The sequence below is a fragment of the Bacillus sp. Au-Bac7 genome (genome assembly GCF_021341655.1).
GTDB lineage: Bacteria > Bacillota > Bacilli > Bacillales > Cytobacillaceae > Niallia.
Map to the genome: position 1 here is coordinate 1 of NZ_JAJTTG010000030.1, position 18,268 is coordinate 18,268.

Genomic DNA, 18,268 nt, shown 5'->3' on the forward strand with positions numbered 1-18,268 from the left:
TCTGTGTCTCCTGGCGCTTCTCCGTTATCTCCATCAGACGGGTCTGTGTCTCCTGGCGTTTCTCCGTTATCTCCATCAGAAGGTTCCTCAGGAGTTCCTGTATCGTCCTCTTTTGCACCTTTTATGAAAGTCCAAATAGTTGATACAGCTTTTCCTGTATAATCATCTGCTGCAACAGCATACCAGGCGTATTCCTTGCCTTCTTCAAGCCCTTCCCACTCGACTTCTGCCGTTTTGCCGCTGTCGACATTTTCCTGTTTGCCGATTTCGTCATTCGTATAAACATTAACAGCGAAATAATCAGTTGCAACCCGCTTTTTCTCTGCTTCCAGGTCCATGTTTATAACAAGCTCATCTTTACCTGGATATTCTGCTGGATCATAGAAATTATAATCATCTAAATATGGTGAGTATGTGTTAACAATAATTCGGTTATTGTCCTGATCAAAGTGAAGTAGTTTTAAATAACCTTGACCTCCTTCAGGACCTCCTTGATAATCACCAAGCATTTGGTACACTTCTCTGTCAGCTGTTCCATCACCATTATCGTCCACTTCACTGATAAGTGTTTCTGAATCATGGTAATGACCGCTTAATACTGCGAGTACATTTTTGTTTGGTTTTACAACCTCTTCATACAGCTTTTCACCAATCGGGCTTCTGTTCCCAGAAACAAGTAAATATTCATGGAAGTTAAGGATTGCTTTGCGACCTGGATATTGCTTAAGGACGTTATTCATCCAAGCAATATCCTCATCATCAACGCCCCAGCCCATATACAGCATGATAAAATCATTGCCGCCAGATGAAATTAAATCATAGTGTCCTCTGTTGTTTTTGTAGGAATCTCCATAATAAGACTTGCTGCTGAATCTGTCTGCACCGAACCATTTATAATATTCGTTATAGTCATTCGACAGCTGGTCTACATCATGATTTCCTGCCAAAACACCATACGGAATGCCGTTGTCATCAAGCACCTGCATATATTCATCGGCATATTTCCATTGCTGCTCTTTATCTGCTTCATCAACAAGGTCACCAGTATGGAACACATACTTTATTTTCAGCTGGTCCTTCATTTCAGCAATCCACTCTGTCTGGCGCTTGAAAATATACGGGTAGCTCTCCGCATAATATTGTGTGTCTGACATCCATACAAACGTATAATCATACTCATCTGGAGAGCTTGGGATTTCATCCTGAATAATAACATTAATTTTGGAATCCTTCGCAAACTCTTTGACAGCTACATTTGCTTTTAATTCAAAGTCAGCACTGCCAGCTATCTTATATGTGAGCATTTTCCATTTGTTTTCAACAAAACTCCACGCATACATAGATACTTTTCGGCCTTCAAGCGATTTTCCGCTCCACTCTAGTTCCACTAAATCTTCCTCGCCTACTGATGAATCCAGCTCGACATCAAAACGATGATATGGGAATTGTGTATCAGAATCTGTCGTCAAATATTTTCCGTCAAGCGTTGAAACGGACGCAATTTCATTGTCAGACAGTGCTTTCTCACCTGCTGGCTTTTGCTCGGCTGGCGGCTCTGTGTCACTCGCATGCTGAAAGGCTTTTACATTGCTGCTACTTGCTGAATATTTAAAGCCCTTATAAAAAGAAACATCCAGCTTATCGTTCGTCGGATCTTCAACCTTCACTTTTAAAAGTGGATTGCCTTTTACAGTTTCTCCATTATCTGCAGGTGATACAAGCTCGGGCTTTGTTGGATTTTCATCATTCACTGTAAAAGTCACTTGTTTTTCGGCAATATTGCCTGCCTTATCTACTGCCGTAACAGATAATACATGTTCTCCTGGAGAAAGCTTAGATGACGCTGTTTCATATGGAGCTTCGATTATTTCATCATCAAGCATCATCTGGAACGATTCTACTCCAGCAATTTCATCACTTGCGCTGGCATTAATGGTAAAGGCTCCTCTGTATTCTTGCTTTTTCATGTTTGTTTCAATAGCAGGTGCCGTATTGTCCACCAAGATGGAAACAGACTTTTCATTTTGTCCATCCTTCGCACTTATCGTGTGCTTTCCATCACCAACTGTTTTACTGTCCCAATTATAGGCAGCAGCGCTAGTTTGCTCACTATTAAGTGTAAAATGGAAATGCTCGAAAGGACGATACGTTCCGTCATCTCCCATATCATAAATCTTATTGGGATCACTCTTCTCTGGGTCTCTTAAAATAGTTCCGTCTGCAAGCACAAGTCTGACATTACGCAATGAATAATCATCCCTGTTTTCTTCACTTTCTTCGAGCTGGAACGGCGATGCTTTATTTCCGGCACGGACTGTGATTTCATTGACTCCCTGCTTCAGTTTTTCAGCATCAATCGGAATCGTAAACGTCTTCCAATATGACATATTATCCTTATCAAGCAGCTGGATAATTTCATCACCCATCGTGATTGCATTTTTGAAATACATATTCAGACCGCTTATTTCAACAGCCAAATAGGCTTGTGTTTCAAGTGACGGATTCATTGCTGCTGACAATTCTTTTCCATCAATAAAAAGCTTTACTTTATCAGCGTCATGATTACTCGACGTTCCTTTCAGCAGAACATTGCCGCTGACAATGCTGCCATCCTTTACATTAAGGCGAAGCTCTTCTGCATTTTCCGGGTTATTAATCTTGATTTGCTGCTTTTCTGTCTGCACTTCATTCACACCATCGGATGCAGTCAAATAATACTCGACATACTCTTTAGCAATAAAGTTGGCAGCATAAATGCTCGTTGTATAGAGATTATCATTGCCATCCTTTTTCAACAGAAGGCGCTCATATTCCTGTTCACCATTTGTCCGATAATAAACAGCAACTGTTTTTACCCCGTTATTATCATTTGCTTTTGCGGAAACTGTAATATCCTCTATTCCTGTTTCTGTTAGTGCTGTCGTATTTTCAATTGTCGGCGGTGTTGTATCTTCCTCCACAGCAACTGGCTTGCCAGGCACTTGACTTGCTTCCACACTTCCTGGAGTTCCTAACTTTTCACCGCTGCCTACCTTAATTGCAGTTGTGGAGCCGTCCTGCGGATATTTATACAAAATCCCCTTGTTAGCGGCAGTATCATCCACACCGAGAACATCATTATAGTAAGCTACACTAATCTCTTCTTGTGTATTTGTTGCAACGGCAATTCCCCTTAAATCACTGTTCGCCATTCCATCACTCTGAATGCGGACAATATCTTTGTTTTCCATAAGATTAGTCCCGTAATTAGCGTTAAAGTCGGCAACCGTCTTATCTCCATTAGCATTATTAATGATCCAGAATACCAATGTCCCTTTCGCCGGAATAACAACATCCTCAGGAACCGATGGCCAGACAACATCACTTGCAGGATCTGTTCCATATCGGTATTGAATCTTATAATCTTTAAAGTTTACTGGTTTATTCGTATTGTTATAGACTTCAATAAATTCATAGCCATCTGCTGAATTAACATTCGAGCTGTCAGGCACCAATTCTGTCACAAACAGCTCTGGTACTTTCGAATAATCCGTACTAACCTTTTTGACCGCAACGGTAAATTTGTCTGTTTCCGCACTGTTTGCTCCATCACTTGCTTCAATATAGTACGTTATATTAGAATCTACATCTTCAGCAGGTATAACTGCTTTATACTTGCCAGCTTCCTTTGTATCCTCTGTCATAGATAAAGAAAGATACTCATTCTGTGATTCTGACTTATAGTACAATGTTACAAACGGTTTTGACTTATCATCCTTCACAACAGCTTCAACAGCAATATCGGCGAAGGCTTCTCCGCTGCTGACTGCCTCATGGCTGATAGTTGGCGGATTCGAATCGTCAGACTGATCAAGCTCAACTGGTTTTGTCGGCACTTGGCCTTGTTTCAAACTGCCTGGGTTAGGACTTGCTAGAACCTCAAGCTTTTCCATTTCCGTTCCGCTTTTCGGGAACAAGTATTGGATTACCTTGCCGTCATTATTAGTTTCATCTCCCAAATAGGACGCAGAAACAAGCTCATTTCCGCCACGATCTTTGATAATGATCGCCCGATTACCTCCATTTGCGAATCCTGGGAAAGAATCAGTAAAGGACAGCAGGTTTTCTTCTGTTAAACTTGTGCCGTACTGACTGTTAAAATCAGCCAAGGCTTTATCACCATTATTGAACCAAAGCACAACCGTTGATTGCGGTTTAATAACTGCATCAGGCACTTTAAAACTAACATCTTCCCTGCTGCCATCTGTGTAGCGGTAGGCAAATGAGTAGTTCTTCAATGATACTGGCTGGTTTGTATTGTTATAAAGTTCAATATATTCATAGTAGTCTGTGCCGCTTCCTTTTGAGTTCGGTGCCAATTCAGTTAGAAGAAGCGGTATGGAGCTATATGTATCTTCCTGTTTAGCTACTTCAATCACATATTCCTCTGTTTTGGCAGTTGATGTTCCATCTGTCGCCTCTATGTAATAATGAATATTGGCTTGGACAGCTTCCTCTGGAATTACGGCAGAAAAGCCGGTGATGCTGCTGGCATCCTTGCTCATGAGCATAGACTGATAAGTGTCTTCCCCTTCTTGTTTATAATGAAGAGTTGCCGACGGAATTTTCATATTATCTGCGATATTTGCTGCAATTTTAATGGCTGTACCCTGTTTGCTGCTTTTAACTGCGCTATGTGAAATTTGCGGAGCTTCATTATCAGCAGCTGGAGGACTAATCTCCACTTGACTAGCTGGAACTTGATCTTCCAATAAGGTACCAGGTGTTGGAGCAGCTTTCGTTTTCAGCTTGTCCATGACTGTACCATTAGCAGGATAACGATATGCAACTGTTAACCCGGTATTGTCAGTTTCTCCAGGCAAGTAGTTCGCAGAAATGATTTCGGTTCCTGTAAGGCTCTTTATCGCAACTGCACGATTTCCACCGTTTGCAAATCCAGTGAAATCACCTTTAAAAGAAAGAAGTTGCTTTTCTGTTAAAGCTGTTTGAAAATGCTTATTAAAATCACTTATGTTTAAATCATCTTTATTGAACCAAATCACTTGGGTTTCTCCTGAGGCAATTGTCTTGTCAGGCAAACTGAGAAGTTTATCACCTTGGCTGCCATCTGTAAATTGATAGTAAAAGGCATAGCTTCCGAGATTAAGTGTCTGATTCGTATTATTGTACACTTCCACATACTCATAGGAATCAGTCCCTTTAGAATCAGGAGAAATTTCTGTTATTAACAGCTGGGGGTACTTACTGAAATCTTCTTCAGAAGCTTCCGCTTGCGGCTGTTCCACATCCTCCTGCTTCGGTTCTTCTGCAGCAGGCTTTTCTGTTACTTCTTCAGCTGGAGTCTCTGTTTTCGTTTCTTCCTCTTGTTTTACAACAGGCTCCTCTGCTGCTTTTGTTTCCGTTTCTTCTGAAGGCTTTTCTTCTGTTATTTCTTCTTCTGAATTAGCAGGTGCTTCATTTTGCTCCTTATCGATTGTTTCACTGGAGCTGTCTGTGCTTTTTTCTGATTCTTCATCAGGTGATGATGGCGCTTGCTGAGGTTCTAAAGGTTCTGCTGCGTACGATACTGCAGGGCGGCTGCTTGTAAAAATAGTAGAAAAAAAGAACACAACCATGAGCACAAGCAACATCCATTTCTTACTCGTCTTTCCCCTCTTGCGACTAATCATATTTGCCTCCTCTGCTTATTCATTTTCCTTCCCTCGTCCATCATAATAAAAAGTTTTTAAACTGCTTTTAACAATTTGTGAATAATTGTAAAGAAAAGGGGATATATGTAAATGGAATGTTAGCAGAGTTTTTCCTTTTGACCGAATTTCTGCAGTAACCCCATGTCCCATCTGCGTTATTCGCTATTTACAAAATGAAAACAAAAAAATTACATAATTCAGATATTTATACCATAGTAGAAAGCTATTCTATCTTTAGACCCAATTATATAGAGGAGGAACAAGAGGAAAAATGAAGCTATCAAAAAAATTAAAGGGAATTTCCACATTATCACTGACAGGCTTAATGTTGTTTTCTGCCTACCCATCCATCACACTTGCTGACAGCAGCTTAGACGTGAAAAAAATTGCTAGTTACAGTACTGGCATTACAGATGAGGATGGCGGCGTTGCCGAAATCGTCCAATACAATAAGGATAATGAGAAATTTTATGTTATTAATGGCAAAGCCCAGACAATTGATGTTGTAAACATGTCAGGTTTATACTCCACAGAAGTACAGAACCTACAAAAGGAAAAGTCTATTAACATTGCTGATGTAGTCAATTCAGACTCCTTTCAATATGGAGATTTAACAAGCATAGATATTAACACAGATAAAAAGATTATAGCTGCTGCCGTTCAAGATGCGGATTATACGAAAAATGGACGAATCGTTGTCATAAACTATGATGGAGAAGTGCAGGAAACATTTGAAGCTGGTGTACAGCCTGATATGGTTAAGATTTCAGATGATGGGAATTTCATCTTGACTGCAGACGAAGCAGAGCCAAGACAAGGGCTTGAAAACGGAGTTGATCCAGAAGGTTCTGTCACTATCGTTAATTACGACACAAAGGAAGTACAACAAGTAAAATTTAACGATACAAGTGTTATTGATCAAGATGTACATATCCGCAATAATGGAACGACAGCAGATGCAGTCCATGATCTTGAGCCAGAATATCTTGCTTTGAATAAGGATGCCAGCAAAGCTTATGTAACTCTGCAAGAAAATAACGCAGTTGCATCCATCGACGTAAAAACAGGCAAGGTGCTATCTGTTAAATCACTAGGATACAAAGACCATTCCGTAGAAGGAAATGGCTTGGATGCAGCCCGCAATGATAAAATTGAGATTAAACAATTGCCGATTCTAGGTGCTTATATGCCTGACTCCATTGCACAAACAGAAATTGGCGGTGTAGAGTATCTGCTTACTGCAAATGAAGGTGACGCGACAGAGTGGGAAGAATTTGTTAATATTGAAGACTTCAAAAAAGTAAAAGATTCCATTACTTTGGATACTTCCCTGTTTAAAGGCTTTACAAAAGAGGAAGCAGAAGCAGCCTTCCAGGATATGAAGGATTCAGGAGACTATGACAAGTTAGAAGTGCTAACAGACAGAGGCACAGATGCAATATATACACTCGGCGGCCGTTCCTTCTCCATTTGGAAAGCAGATACGATGGAGCTAGTATACGACAGCGGCAGCGACTTTGAGGATATTACAGCAGCCCAATATCCTGATGTATTTAACTGGTCAAATGATGATAATGTTTTTGAGAAAAGAAGTGCCAAAAAAGGACCTGAGCCTGAAGATGTTAAAGTCGGTCAGATCGGTAATGATTTATATGCATTTATCGGACTTGAAAGAATCGGCGGTTACATGACCTATAATATCTCTAATCCTTCTTCCCCGTCTTTTGCTAACTATTTAAATACGAGAGATTTCTCTAGTGCTGTTTCCGGAGATGTGGCACCAGAAGGACTTGAGTTTATTGAAGCAGCAGATAGTCCTACAGGCAGACCTCTTGTACTTGTCGGCAATGAGGTAAGTGGTACTGTATCAGTTAACGAGTACCAAACAGAACAGGTTATCCCGATTGAAGAGATTGCTCTAACTGAAACAGAAGCCACCTTGGAAGTTAGCAAAACTTTAGCCCTTACTGCTTCCGTTAAACCAGCAAACACAACAGAGAGTAAAGAATTAACATGGACAAGCTCTGACGCAAATATTGCCACAGTAAATGAAACAGGGCTAATCACAGCTGTAGCGCCAGGAACTGCGACAATTACTGTAGAAACGGCTGATAAAAAACACCAGGCAACTAGTGTTATTACAGTTACTGCACCAGTTGTAGCTGATGATGAAAATGATGCTGACCAAGATACAGACACAGATACTGAGACTGGCAGCAATATTCCTGACGAAGAAACCTCTTCACAAAACGATCAAGATAACTCTAGCACTGAGAACAGCAGTGACAATAACAGCAATGAGTCTGATAATACAGAGGTTGTCGAGACTGTAGCTGGAAATGACGACAACAACGATGGCAATGCACTGCCTGATACAGCAACAAGCAATTACAGCTTCTTATTGTATGGCGGTATCATTCTTGCCGGCGGCGGAATTCTTTACTTTATTGCAAAACGAAAGTTAGCATAAGCGCAATCCCCCTGTTATGACAAAGGGGGATTTTTCCTTTCTTTAATGGAGGTAAAAATCAGCCTGAAAAAGGCGATAAAAATTGCCGCAATCATAATTGTACCAATCACAACTATTGCACGGTTCATCAGACGGTATTGAAAGAAAGCAGCTTTATCAAAATATTGGTTTTCTTTCTTTATTTTCTCCTTTTCCACCGTTGTGCGTTCTCCTTTTACTAAGAGGCGATAAGTGCTGCTTCCGTATGGATGGCATGTTAATAGTGTTATAATATCCTTATCTGGAATTAAGTCCAGCTTGTCCGTTTGCGTCGGCAATATTGTTTCTTTCTCATAAACTTTATAAGCATGTTTTTCTCCATATATATGAACAAAGAAAATATCTCCTGTTACCATATCATCTATATTGCGTAAAAACCGTGAATATTTATAGCCTCGATGGCCTGCTAATACAGAATGGGTATTAACACCGCCATAAGGCAACGATGTCCCTTGGATAATACCAATTCCCTTGCTCAAATGATCATCTGTCGCTCCCATATAAATCGGCAGATTCTCACCGATTTTCGGCAGTTCTAAATAACCGATGATTTCATCTCCTGCTTCTCCTTGTTGATCTGCTTTATCTTCACCAAACGGATCAATTTGCCCATCTCCCCAATTCTCCATCTCTGCATTTAATATACTGGCAGACTCCTTCTCCACCGCAAACTTGCTGACTGCTGCTTGCTCATAATAGGAAGCTATTGCTCGATCACGTTTAAAGTCGTTATAGAAAATAATCCATTGCGGATATAAAAGAATACATAAACCAACAAGAAATATTGTCATTCCTATTATTTTTTTCAGCATCATTCCGTATCCCTTTTTGCCTTTCTTCTGTCCCTGATAATCAGAATGATAATGATCAATAAAATGAGTGCCAGCGAGATAATATACTCTAAATAGCGCATGAAAAATGACTCGATATCCATTGCCTCATCTGCTGATACGAATGGTATTCTATGCCCTCTGACAAGCATGCGATGTGTATTAATCATATAAGGCTCGCATGTTATTAATGTTGTATAATCTTTGTCTTTTATGATTGCAAGATCCTCCACTTGTTCCGGCTCAACAACTTTTATTTGATCCACTTTATAAGCTAAAGTCCTTCCTAAGCTTTTCACATAAAAGACATCGCCCTTATTTAGCTTATCTAAATTGCGAAACAGCTCAGCTGTAGGCAAACCTCGATGACCAGTTAAGACAGTATGAACGCCTTTTCCGCCAACAGGCAAAGAGGATGACGGCAAATATCCGACACCTTTAGCCAGTATCTTATCTGACACACCTAAAAGAATCGGCAGCTTTACAGAAATTTTCGGAATCTCAACAGCGCCGATTACTTCTCCTTCCAAAAAGCCTTCCGGATACTTAACAGCTCCTCCCTCCTTCTGTTTGGAACTTGCTGAAAATGGGTCGAGATAAGCGATGCTTCCAGATGCTAATCTGTTATTAAATGCCTCTGCATCTTGCAGGCGTTTTTCTTTTATTTTGTCAGATAACCCGCCCACCTTATCCTCATAGCCTTCAATCATATTGTATTGAAGCCTGTTATTATACCAATTAGAAATAAGGGGAAAAGTAAAAACTCCCACACCGATTAAAAATATGATTGCTACAAGGAGCTTTCTTCTCATGCTGCACCTCCTAAAAAGAAGAATGCAAGAGAATCAGCTCCCACATTCTTCTTTTAACTTTTAAGCTGTATCGCCTTTTCTATTTTTCAGAAGGAATGCTGCACCAATCATAAGTACCAATCCAATGACTGTGAAAATGATTGTCCCGATTCCGCCGGTTTGCGGGATAATGCCTTTTTTGACGTTCTCTACTTGCAGGGTTGGGTGAAGCTCTAATTCAGAAGTAGCAGAACTTTCTCTTTCTACTTTTACCTTAATTGGTTCAGTTAGGTTGTTATAGCCTGACGGTGCTTCTGTTTCGACAATAAAATATGTGCCGATTGAAAGCTGTCGCCAATAAATTTTTCCGTTTCCATCTGTTGTTTGCTCAGCACTTAGTGGCACCGCCACTATGCCGTCAATTGTAATTGCCTCATCAGGAGCTTGTTCATCTTCACCAAGTGCTTTATATAATTGAAACTTGGCTCCAGCTAGAGGTTCCTTCTTTAAAGAATCGACTTTGTTTAACTCAATAGAGCCTTCTTGTGTTTCTGTGTATACTCCATTTGTATCTACTGTGTTTTCTGTTCCATCATGGATTGTTAATACAATATTACCTTTGTTTTCAATTGGCCTTATATCATCTATGGCCTGTTCATTAACCTTTACGGAAAAGCTAAATTCCAATTGATCTCCTGCTGCTAACTTCAGCATTCCATCAGCATTCATTACTGCCTTTAAAGTGTTTGAACCAGAGTCAAAAACAATAGAATAATCGTTTCCTTGCACCAGTTCGATAGCTTCACCATCTCTAATGATGGAAAGCACTCCTGTATTCTCTGCATATGTCAAACGCGAATCTAGTATATCAATCACAGATGCTTCCTTATATTTACGAATGTCATTTCCTTGCTCATCCTTAACATTCCCTGCAATATCTGCAGGTACATTAGCATTAATTTTGTAATCGATGCTGTCACCTACAGCTATAGACATTGGATTATTTTGTTCCGGTGCCCTGTACTCGCCTTCACCAGCTGGTCTTTGCGATTTATCTGCAGAAAATGGTTCATTTTTCGGATAAATATGAACATCATATACAAGTTCGCCATTTTGATAGAATAAATCTCCATCCTCACCGACTAAAGGAATGTCGATTTGATAAGTAGTTGTATCTGCTGCATGCCCAGGCGGTGCCGAAATTTCTTTCATTTCATACCTTCCCAGCGGCAGATCATCAAATAATACAATCCCCTCACTATTCGTTACAAGAGTGTCTGTATAAGCAGTGTCTGAATTCCCAAGTGCTACGATATTGCCTGTAGCTTCATCTAGCTTATGTGTTTGAACTATCTCAAACTCTGCACCAGGAAGCGGCTCTGTTCCATCTGGAATCGCTCCTTCTACCCCAGTCCCCGGAAACGTTATTGACTCTTCCCCCATGCTTAATTTATGAACCGTTATGCTACCTGTTTTATTCGGGTCAATGGTGGACGCTGCATCAACAGTAAAGCCTCCTAAACCTAATGCTGTAATAATAAGTGATGCGAAAATAAGCTTCATTACTTTCTTCATTCTTATTCCTCCTGTTAATTTATAAATTTACTACGCGAGGATTTTTTTTAGTATAAGAGATTATGTGCTTCTTCTTCGCGAAAAATAAATGGCACCAAATATAAGCAGTGCTCCTGCAAGCGTGAAGGCGATTGTTCCGATTCCTCCGCTTAACGGCAAGCTGCCCTTTTGATAATTAATTACATCATAGGAGTAGATGACACTTCCGTCCTGCTGTGTTTCACTGACCACATCTATAGTCTCGTTACCATATGCTGCTGTCATCTTTCCCTCTGAATCTATCACTATCGTAATTTCTCCTTGAAGCAGCCTGAACCCATCTGGAGATTCTGTTTCCCTCAGGCTGTAAGTGCCGGGAGCTTGTTTCGGGAAGAGAATAACTCCATTATCAGTCTCCAGTGTTAAGCTGTCAGCAAGCTCTTGATTTTCATCTAAAACTATCCCATCACCGGCTGCTTTTAATTCAAATACAGCATTGCCATCCTTTATTAAACTGCCTTCTTCATCTGTTTTTTGAAGCTTCATCGTACTAAACTGGCCAAGCTCGTTTGTGATAAGAATATTAGTCAAATCCTGAATTGGATCTTCTTTTGGACCTAGATTTTGATATTCAATACCCATTAGCTGATAAGGCCCGTTATAATCCTCCTCGACCCGATAGCCGTATTGAAAGCCTTGATGTCTGCCAAAGTCAAATAGCCATTCGCCGTTATCATTTTCCTCTACGGTCAATTCATCCACCAATTCTTTTGATTCTTCCATAAGTTCACCAGTGCCAGTAAATGTTCCGTCAGCATTTAAACTGATATCCCGTTTATATCTATACAGCTTCAATTGCAGACTCTCAGGCCGTAAGGCTGGAACATTATCATCATCCCAAACCTTCTTGCCGCTGACTGCCGGCCAGTAGTCAAGATTCTTCTCATAATAAAAATCATGGATGAAAAATTTATCATCAGCGCTTAAGTATTTCAGGTGATTTAATGTATATTCCGCTTCCTGATTCTGATTTATAAATGTCCAGTATGGCATAACTCCTTCAGGGATGCCTTCATTGCCAGCGGCTTCATAACTCTTAATCCTGACTTTGTCATACCCAAAAGTTGGCTTCTCTGATTCAATCGTATTGCCAGCTTCATCTGTGCCGATTACATAACCGTCCTTACCTAAGGGAAGACCATAAAACTCCTCATCGTTCGTAACGTTTCTGACATGGTCGTCTGTTGCATTATAAACTTGGATATCCTCTTGTCCATCTTCAGTTCCCAATCCAACATGTTTCAGCACTGTTTTCGTATAAATATTGTCAGCAATATATGTTGCTGGAATATAGGTAGTCATATGATGTTGTGTCGACCCGTCTTCCCGTGTCACTCGATAACGCTCATCCTCGATAAGAAAATAGATCATGCTGTTATCTGTGATTTCCAATTCAAAAGTCTTCGATGTATCTTCCGTCTCGGCTAAGACCGGTTCTTCAAGTAACTCTCCCTTTTCAAAGTCGCTGTCTGCATACAGCTCCTTGAATTCTTCAGGACTGATTTCATCATCCATATCCATATTCCTCTCATATGGAACAACGATATATTTGATGCTCGTAATCGAGTTAGTAACATATGACGGCAGCTCCTCATTAAAGGATGACGCCGGTATATCAACTGTGATTTTTGCCGTATCTACATTGGTTTCTCCTGCTTCCTTATAAACCTTTTTAGCTGGTTTAGATGGTTTTACAGTTGCTATTCCCATTCTCGGCTGGCCGCGCATATACATGACTTCATGTACTGCTTCTTCATAAAGCCCTTCCTCTACACTGCCACCTCTGTCATACTTGGGATTGTAATCAGAACCCCAAGAAATTATCCCCCTGCCTTCATTCGATCCCCAAGTAAATATATTTCCATCTCGATCCAGTATCATATATTGCGATAAAAAGGAGGCGATTTGCTGCACATAAGGAACTTCCTTAAACGCTGTGTCAATCCATGGTTTTTCCACTGGATCGACTATCGGCGTGCCAATCTCTGTAGTTTTGTCTCCATTTTTGTCCAGCTTATAATAAAAGCCTTTCAACCAGCTTCCTTCTGTTTCCGCCTGATAAGCAATTTTTGTAATCCCATCTTTGTCCAATACATTGCCTTTAGAATCTTTAAGCATATATTTTTCATCATAAATGGTAGGATGGTTTATACTATCAGGAATGGAATACCCAAAATAATCATTTGCTGCAACACCTGTTTGACTGTCCCCAGTAAGATAGACTGGCAGCTTAGGATCTGAATCATACAGCTGTGTATCGCCATCTCCAATTTGCTTCGGCCATTGCTGAGCCACTTTTGTAAGATCGTCCTCTGAAGTCAGTGAGCTCCCTTCCTTTCCAAATCCATAAAAGTAGTTGTAACCCCATGCCCATGTTTTTCCATACTGATCAATAAAAAAATGAACTAGGTCACCTGATGATAACGATTGGGGAATAGGGGTATAACCAGCTTCTCCTTCATCAATTTCAAGAATTACCGGACGAAAACTTATTATTTTTTGTATGATAGTATTATCTTCTCGACTGTAATCAAACATACCCCATTGCCATACTTTGTGATTTTCATCCAAAGCTGTATTCAGTCCAACAGCTGAGGATATATCTGTTATCTTACCCATGCCAGCTGGTTTTTCGAGCTTTGTGAATATGTTTACTTGTGGGGAATTCTCTTTATCTTTTTCTGTGTACTCGCTGCCGTCTCCTTGTCTACCTCCGTATTTCCAACCGGCCATATAAATGTCGCCTTTATCATCCAATATTTGGGTTTGACCATCGCCTCCGATAATTTTGACAATTGACCCCATGTCGCTAGGCAACTGAACCTTTACAGGAGTTGGCTGCATCTCCGCTGCGTCGCCAATCCCCAATTGGCCATATTTATTTGTACCCCAGCACCACAGCTCATTATTTTCAGCTATTGCAAATATTGTTGTTGCATGTACGCCTGCATTAGTAAAGATTGTTTTAATTTTAGGCAGGTTTTCTACAGCAGTAGGAATAGATACCCCTATACCTACTTGTCCATTTCCCATCTCCCCGGCTGCACCCAATCCCCATACGTACACATCACCTGTAGTGGATAAAGCAATACGCGTATGCCAATTGGAGAGCGTATCATCGAATTTCACATCGGTTATTATCTTTCCATCCTTCATGAACTCAGTGATTTTTGTCATTCCGCCCACACTCTTGAACATATCAGAAATATTCAAGCCTAGTTGGAAGAAATAATTCCATCCCCATGTCCAGATGTTTTTGTCATAGTCCAATGCCATTCCGCCAAATCCACCAGCATTCACTTTGGTGAACTTCGTAAGGTAAATCAGCCCGAATGAACCTGCATCTGTTCCATTATCGGCCCTTTGCATATAGCTTTTTGGGTTTGTTGGTGCAGATGTTTCTTCTTTTGGTGTTTCTTCTACTGGTGCTTCCTCTTTTGCTGTTTCTTGCTCTGAGGCGGGTTCGTCATCCTCTTGTTGTGCCGTAGGCTGTTGTTCCTTTTTCTCTCCTTCCTTTACAAGCTCTTTGTCGTCTGCATTATCACCAGCATTAACGGCTGGCTCTTTCTCCCTTTCTTCCTTATCTGTATCTGTCTCTACCGGTTCTGCTTCATTTGAATTTTGATTCAAGTCATTTTCAGTTCCTTCAGTCTCCAGCTGTTCGCCTGCAGGGTCATTGCTAGCATTTATATCTCCAACTGCATATATCTCCATCGGAATCATTGTAATGATTAGCGAAATTATCAATAGCAGCGAAAATAACTTATTTGAAATTATTGCTCTTTTCATTTCTGCCTCCTTGCTTTAATGAAAGGGAGAAGTTCACAAAAAAAATAACAGATACATGCAAATTTCAAAGGAGCTATTCAGTTAATGTGTTTCTTTCGTGGAACGGTCAGTTTCTATTTTGGAATAGTAATAGAAGAATGCTGATTATAATAGTCTTTATCCATCTCAAAATAGGAAGATAAAGGAAAATCAAGGTGAGTATGTAATTAATTAAAAATAGATACTTGGGGGATCAAAAACCTTGTATATTTTGTGACAAAAATAGGAAGTGAAATTTTAACATACAAAAAAACAGCTTAACCTGTTGAGGTCAAGCTGTTATTTCTTGTGATATTTATATGTTAATCAAGTATTTTCATCTTTAGTTGTCGTAATTTGTATTTCAGCTCGGCATTAAGCTCCAATAAGACATCCTGCTCAAGATCGCCTTTCGGCAGCTTTCCGCTTGGCTTTTCCAGTAAAAAGGGACTTTTTCTTTTCTTTGATGTCATCATATTCCCCCACGCTGTTATTATCATAAGCTTAGTATATTTACTGTATAGGCAAAATATGTGTTTCTTAATCATGCAGATGGATTATATTTGTTCCTCTGGCAGTCTTGTTGTATTTTAAGTGATTGACCACTTCATCACTCTTTTCGAACAATTCCCTTGTATATAATGCTGTAGGAACATGTGGAAGAGATGATGTTGATTTTTTAACAATAAGAGGTGATTGGTTTTTCTTTCTTATCCGACCAGCTTCTCTGACTGCAGGCATCGTGTAATCTTTGTCCTCCATGATATCTGTTCCTTTCCTTGTTTATACTTCCATTTTATCATTATATTCATGAATCTTCCACCTATAAGAGCGCCCGTTTTTAATGCTCTTTGTACCAGGAGTGAATTACTGCAAGGTCAATGATATAGTCAAAATCAATTTGCAGCAAGGGCTCCTTTTCCGATTCAACAGAAATAACGACAGGATGGATTAATTTCGTGAAAGGAATAAGTACCGTTTTATTGTCTAATTGCACAATTGTCTCTTCATTTAAGCGATTCAGCTGATCTTCCTCCAGTTCTATCCCGAGAGTGGTCCCGACTTCAGCAGAAAAGATGATATCATCCTCCTTGCAGAAAACGGTAATATCCTGTCTGCATACTTCGCCATAAGCATACAGGAAGTCCTCAAGGCTTATACGATAGTCTTCTATGTCAGTCCAATCCTGCGTTCCAAACGAATAGGTGGCAATACTGTCTAAAATGGTTGTGAACTGCTTACTCCTGCTTTTCGTCTGAATGATTACCTTTTTCATTTCATCATTAATACTTTCTACTTCATTGATGCTTTCTACTTCTGCTACCCCGATTCGTTTTATATTCGGTGTGATAAATATTGCCAAGTCTACAAAAACAAACATAAGAGCCATTAATGCGTAGCTCCTCCATTCGCTCTCCTTAAATCCCATATCCATCAGCAGCAATATCATGCCAACAATGAATAAAAAATACCATGTCCGTCTCAAGTTCTGCTTGTACTCTCGGAAAAAAATCGGAAACGCCCAGCTAATATATAACATAGTAGCCGTAAATCCAATTAATAAACTCCATTTATTCCCTTGCAAAAAAGCAACAGCCTCATTGCCCCAATAATTTTTCATCAACACTATAAGGGCGAAAACAACAAGCGGAAATGCAATCTTGATTATCTGCTTCTGTGAATCTTTTCTAATCATCATCCCTGTTTCCTTCCCCTCTTTTGAGCAGTGATTGAAGACTGGACAAGTATAGTGCTCTAGCGGTATAGGTTATTAATAACTTTATAGTGTTATAGTAATTCTACCAAATATCTGGATTTATTTGGAACCAAAACTTCCCTTTATAACCAAAAACACCAAAAATAGGACATATTTGCTAGATTATCTTCTGAATTCTTTATTACACAAAAATTAGGGAATAATGTGTTCTCTGTCAGACTGTAGATACATTCGAAAAAGAGGTTTAAAGATAGCAAAACACAGAATTTTTTCTTATGAGTTGCTGCTTAGTTTTTCTTGTTCTGCAATTCGTCCACATGCAGCTTTCTTATTTCTGGAGACGTGACATTTACCCTTTCCAAAGTGTTATACATAATCTTAAGGACAAGATCTGAAAAAATTGGAGTTGGATTTGTCAGCTTGAGGACATTGCATTTTCTTGCAATAAAATCTGAAAGCTCAGTGTCATATACAATAAGATCGTTCTTTCTATGAAGGTATGTATATTTAGTTTACTTGTTTATGTACACAAAAAAACCAGCTTCCTATTAAACTAGGAGCTGGTTTACTTAATTGATACCGGTGGCCGGGGTCGAACCGGCACTCCAGAGGAACACGATTTTGAGTCGTGCGCGTCTGCCAATTCCGCCACACCGGCGTAATAATTTTTTGGAGGCGGCAACCGGATTTGAACCGGTGATAAAGGTTTTGCAGACCTTGGCCTTACCACTTGGCTATGCCGCCTTGACAATAATGGAGCGGAAGACGGGGTTCGAACCCGCGACCCCCACCTTGGCAAGGTGATGTTCTACCACTGAACTACTTCCGCATAATGGCTGGGCTAGCTGGATTCGAACCAACGAGTGACGGAGTCAAAGTCCGTTGCCTTACCGCTTGGCTATAGCCCAATAACATTATATTCAGGATTATCAAAAATTATTATAAATATATATGGGGCGAATAATGGGAATCGAACCCACGAGTGTCGGAGCCACAATCCGATGCGTTAACCACTTCGCCATATCCGCCATGTTATTCATTTGGCAGGGGTAGTAGGAATCGAACCCACACCGGAGGTTTTGGAGACCTCTGTTCTACCTTTAAACTATACCCCTGTATTCAAATGGTGGAGGGGGACGGATTCGAACCGCCGAACCCGAAGGAGCGGATTTACAGTCCGCCGCGTTTAGCCACTTCGCTACCCCTCCGACATAAATGGTGGCTCAGGACGGAATCGAACCGCCGACACAAGGATTTTCAGTCCTTTGCTCTACCGACTGAGCTACTGAGCCTTTATACTTTTTTTGAAA

At 40.2% G+C, this 18,268-nt stretch carries 9 protein-coding genes and 8 tRNA genes; 1 reads left to right on the top strand and 16 read right to left on the bottom strand.

Annotation, left to right across the window (positions count from 1 at the left end):
* The coding region (locus LXM54_RS27190; RefSeq protein ID WP_233319428.1) for a lamin tail domain-containing protein at positions 1 to 5,669 on the bottom strand (5,669 nt) is incomplete at its 3' end.
* Positions 5,670 to 5,961: 292 nt separating this feature from the next.
* Between LXM54_RS27190 and LXM54_RS27195 the strand changes: the two genes are divergently transcribed.
* Entirely contained in the window at positions 5,962 to 8,160 is a 2,199-nt protein-coding gene (locus LXM54_RS27195) for a choice-of-anchor I family protein (RefSeq protein WP_233319430.1), read from the top strand.
* Positions 8,161 to 8,174: 14 nt separating this feature from the next.
* Here LXM54_RS27195 and LXM54_RS27200 read toward each other — a convergent pair whose 3' ends face one another.
* The 15 genes from LXM54_RS27200 to LXM54_RS27270 all read right to left on the bottom strand — a co-directional run bounded on the left by LXM54_RS27200 (position 8,175) and on the right by LXM54_RS27270 (position 18,250).
* Entirely contained in the window at positions 8,175 to 9,014 is an 840-nt protein-coding gene (locus LXM54_RS27200; protein WP_233319432.1) for a class C sortase, read from the bottom strand.
* A complete protein-coding gene (locus tag LXM54_RS27205; RefSeq protein ID WP_233319433.1) occupies positions 9,011 to 9,841 on the bottom strand; it encodes a class C sortase in 831 nt (276 codons plus the stop codon). The genes LXM54_RS27200 and LXM54_RS27205 overlap by 4 nt, the downstream gene beginning before the upstream one ends.
* 60 nt (positions 9,842 to 9,901) lie before the next feature.
* The gene (locus tag LXM54_RS27210; protein WP_233319436.1) at positions 9,902 to 11,395 is read right to left on the bottom strand and encodes a SpaH/EbpB family LPXTG-anchored major pilin; all 1,494 of its coding nucleotides are present in this window, start codon (positions 11,393 to 11,395) and stop codon (positions 9,902 to 9,904) included.
* 60 nt (positions 11,396 to 11,455) lie between these two features.
* Complete coding sequence (locus LXM54_RS27215; RefSeq protein WP_233319438.1) at positions 11,456 to 15,223, bottom strand: SpaA isopeptide-forming pilin-related protein; 3,768 nt, start codon at positions 15,221 to 15,223, stop codon at positions 11,456 to 11,458.
* A 341-nt stretch (positions 15,224 to 15,564) separates the two neighbouring features.
* Complete coding sequence (locus LXM54_RS27220; protein ID WP_233319440.1) at positions 15,565 to 15,717, bottom strand: hypothetical protein; 153 nt, start codon at positions 15,715 to 15,717, stop codon at positions 15,565 to 15,567.
* Between the two features lie 64 nt (positions 15,718 to 15,781).
* A complete protein-coding gene (locus tag LXM54_RS27225; protein WP_233319442.1) occupies positions 15,782 to 16,003 on the bottom strand; it encodes a hypothetical protein in 222 nt (73 codons plus the stop codon).
* A gap of 79 nt (positions 16,004 to 16,082) precedes the next feature.
* The gene (locus LXM54_RS27230; RefSeq protein WP_233319443.1) at positions 16,083 to 16,940 is read right to left on the bottom strand and encodes a type II toxin-antitoxin system SpoIISA family toxin; all 858 of its coding nucleotides are present in this window, start codon (positions 16,938 to 16,940) and stop codon (positions 16,083 to 16,085) included.
* 595 nt (positions 16,941 to 17,535) lie between these two features.
* Positions 17,536 to 17,616, bottom strand: a tRNA-Leu gene (locus LXM54_RS27235).
* A gap of 12 nt (positions 17,617 to 17,628) precedes the next feature.
* Positions 17,629 to 17,702 (bottom strand) — tRNA-Cys (locus tag LXM54_RS27240).
* A 10-nt stretch (positions 17,703 to 17,712) separates the two neighbouring features.
* Positions 17,713 to 17,787: transfer RNA gene (locus LXM54_RS27245), tRNA-Gly, on the bottom strand.
* Between the two features lie 4 nt (positions 17,788 to 17,791).
* Positions 17,792 to 17,866, bottom strand: a tRNA-Gln gene (locus LXM54_RS27250).
* A gap of 44 nt (positions 17,867 to 17,910) precedes the next feature.
* Positions 17,911 to 17,986, bottom strand: a tRNA-His gene (locus LXM54_RS27255).
* A gap of 13 nt (positions 17,987 to 17,999) precedes the next feature.
* Positions 18,000 to 18,073 (bottom strand) — tRNA-Trp (locus LXM54_RS27260).
* A 9-nt stretch (positions 18,074 to 18,082) separates the two neighbouring features.
* Positions 18,083 to 18,166, bottom strand: a tRNA-Tyr gene (locus LXM54_RS27265).
* 8 nt (positions 18,167 to 18,174) lie between these two features.
* Positions 18,175 to 18,250: transfer RNA gene (locus tag LXM54_RS27270), tRNA-Phe, on the bottom strand.
* Positions 18,251 to 18,268 lie beyond the last annotated feature (18 nt).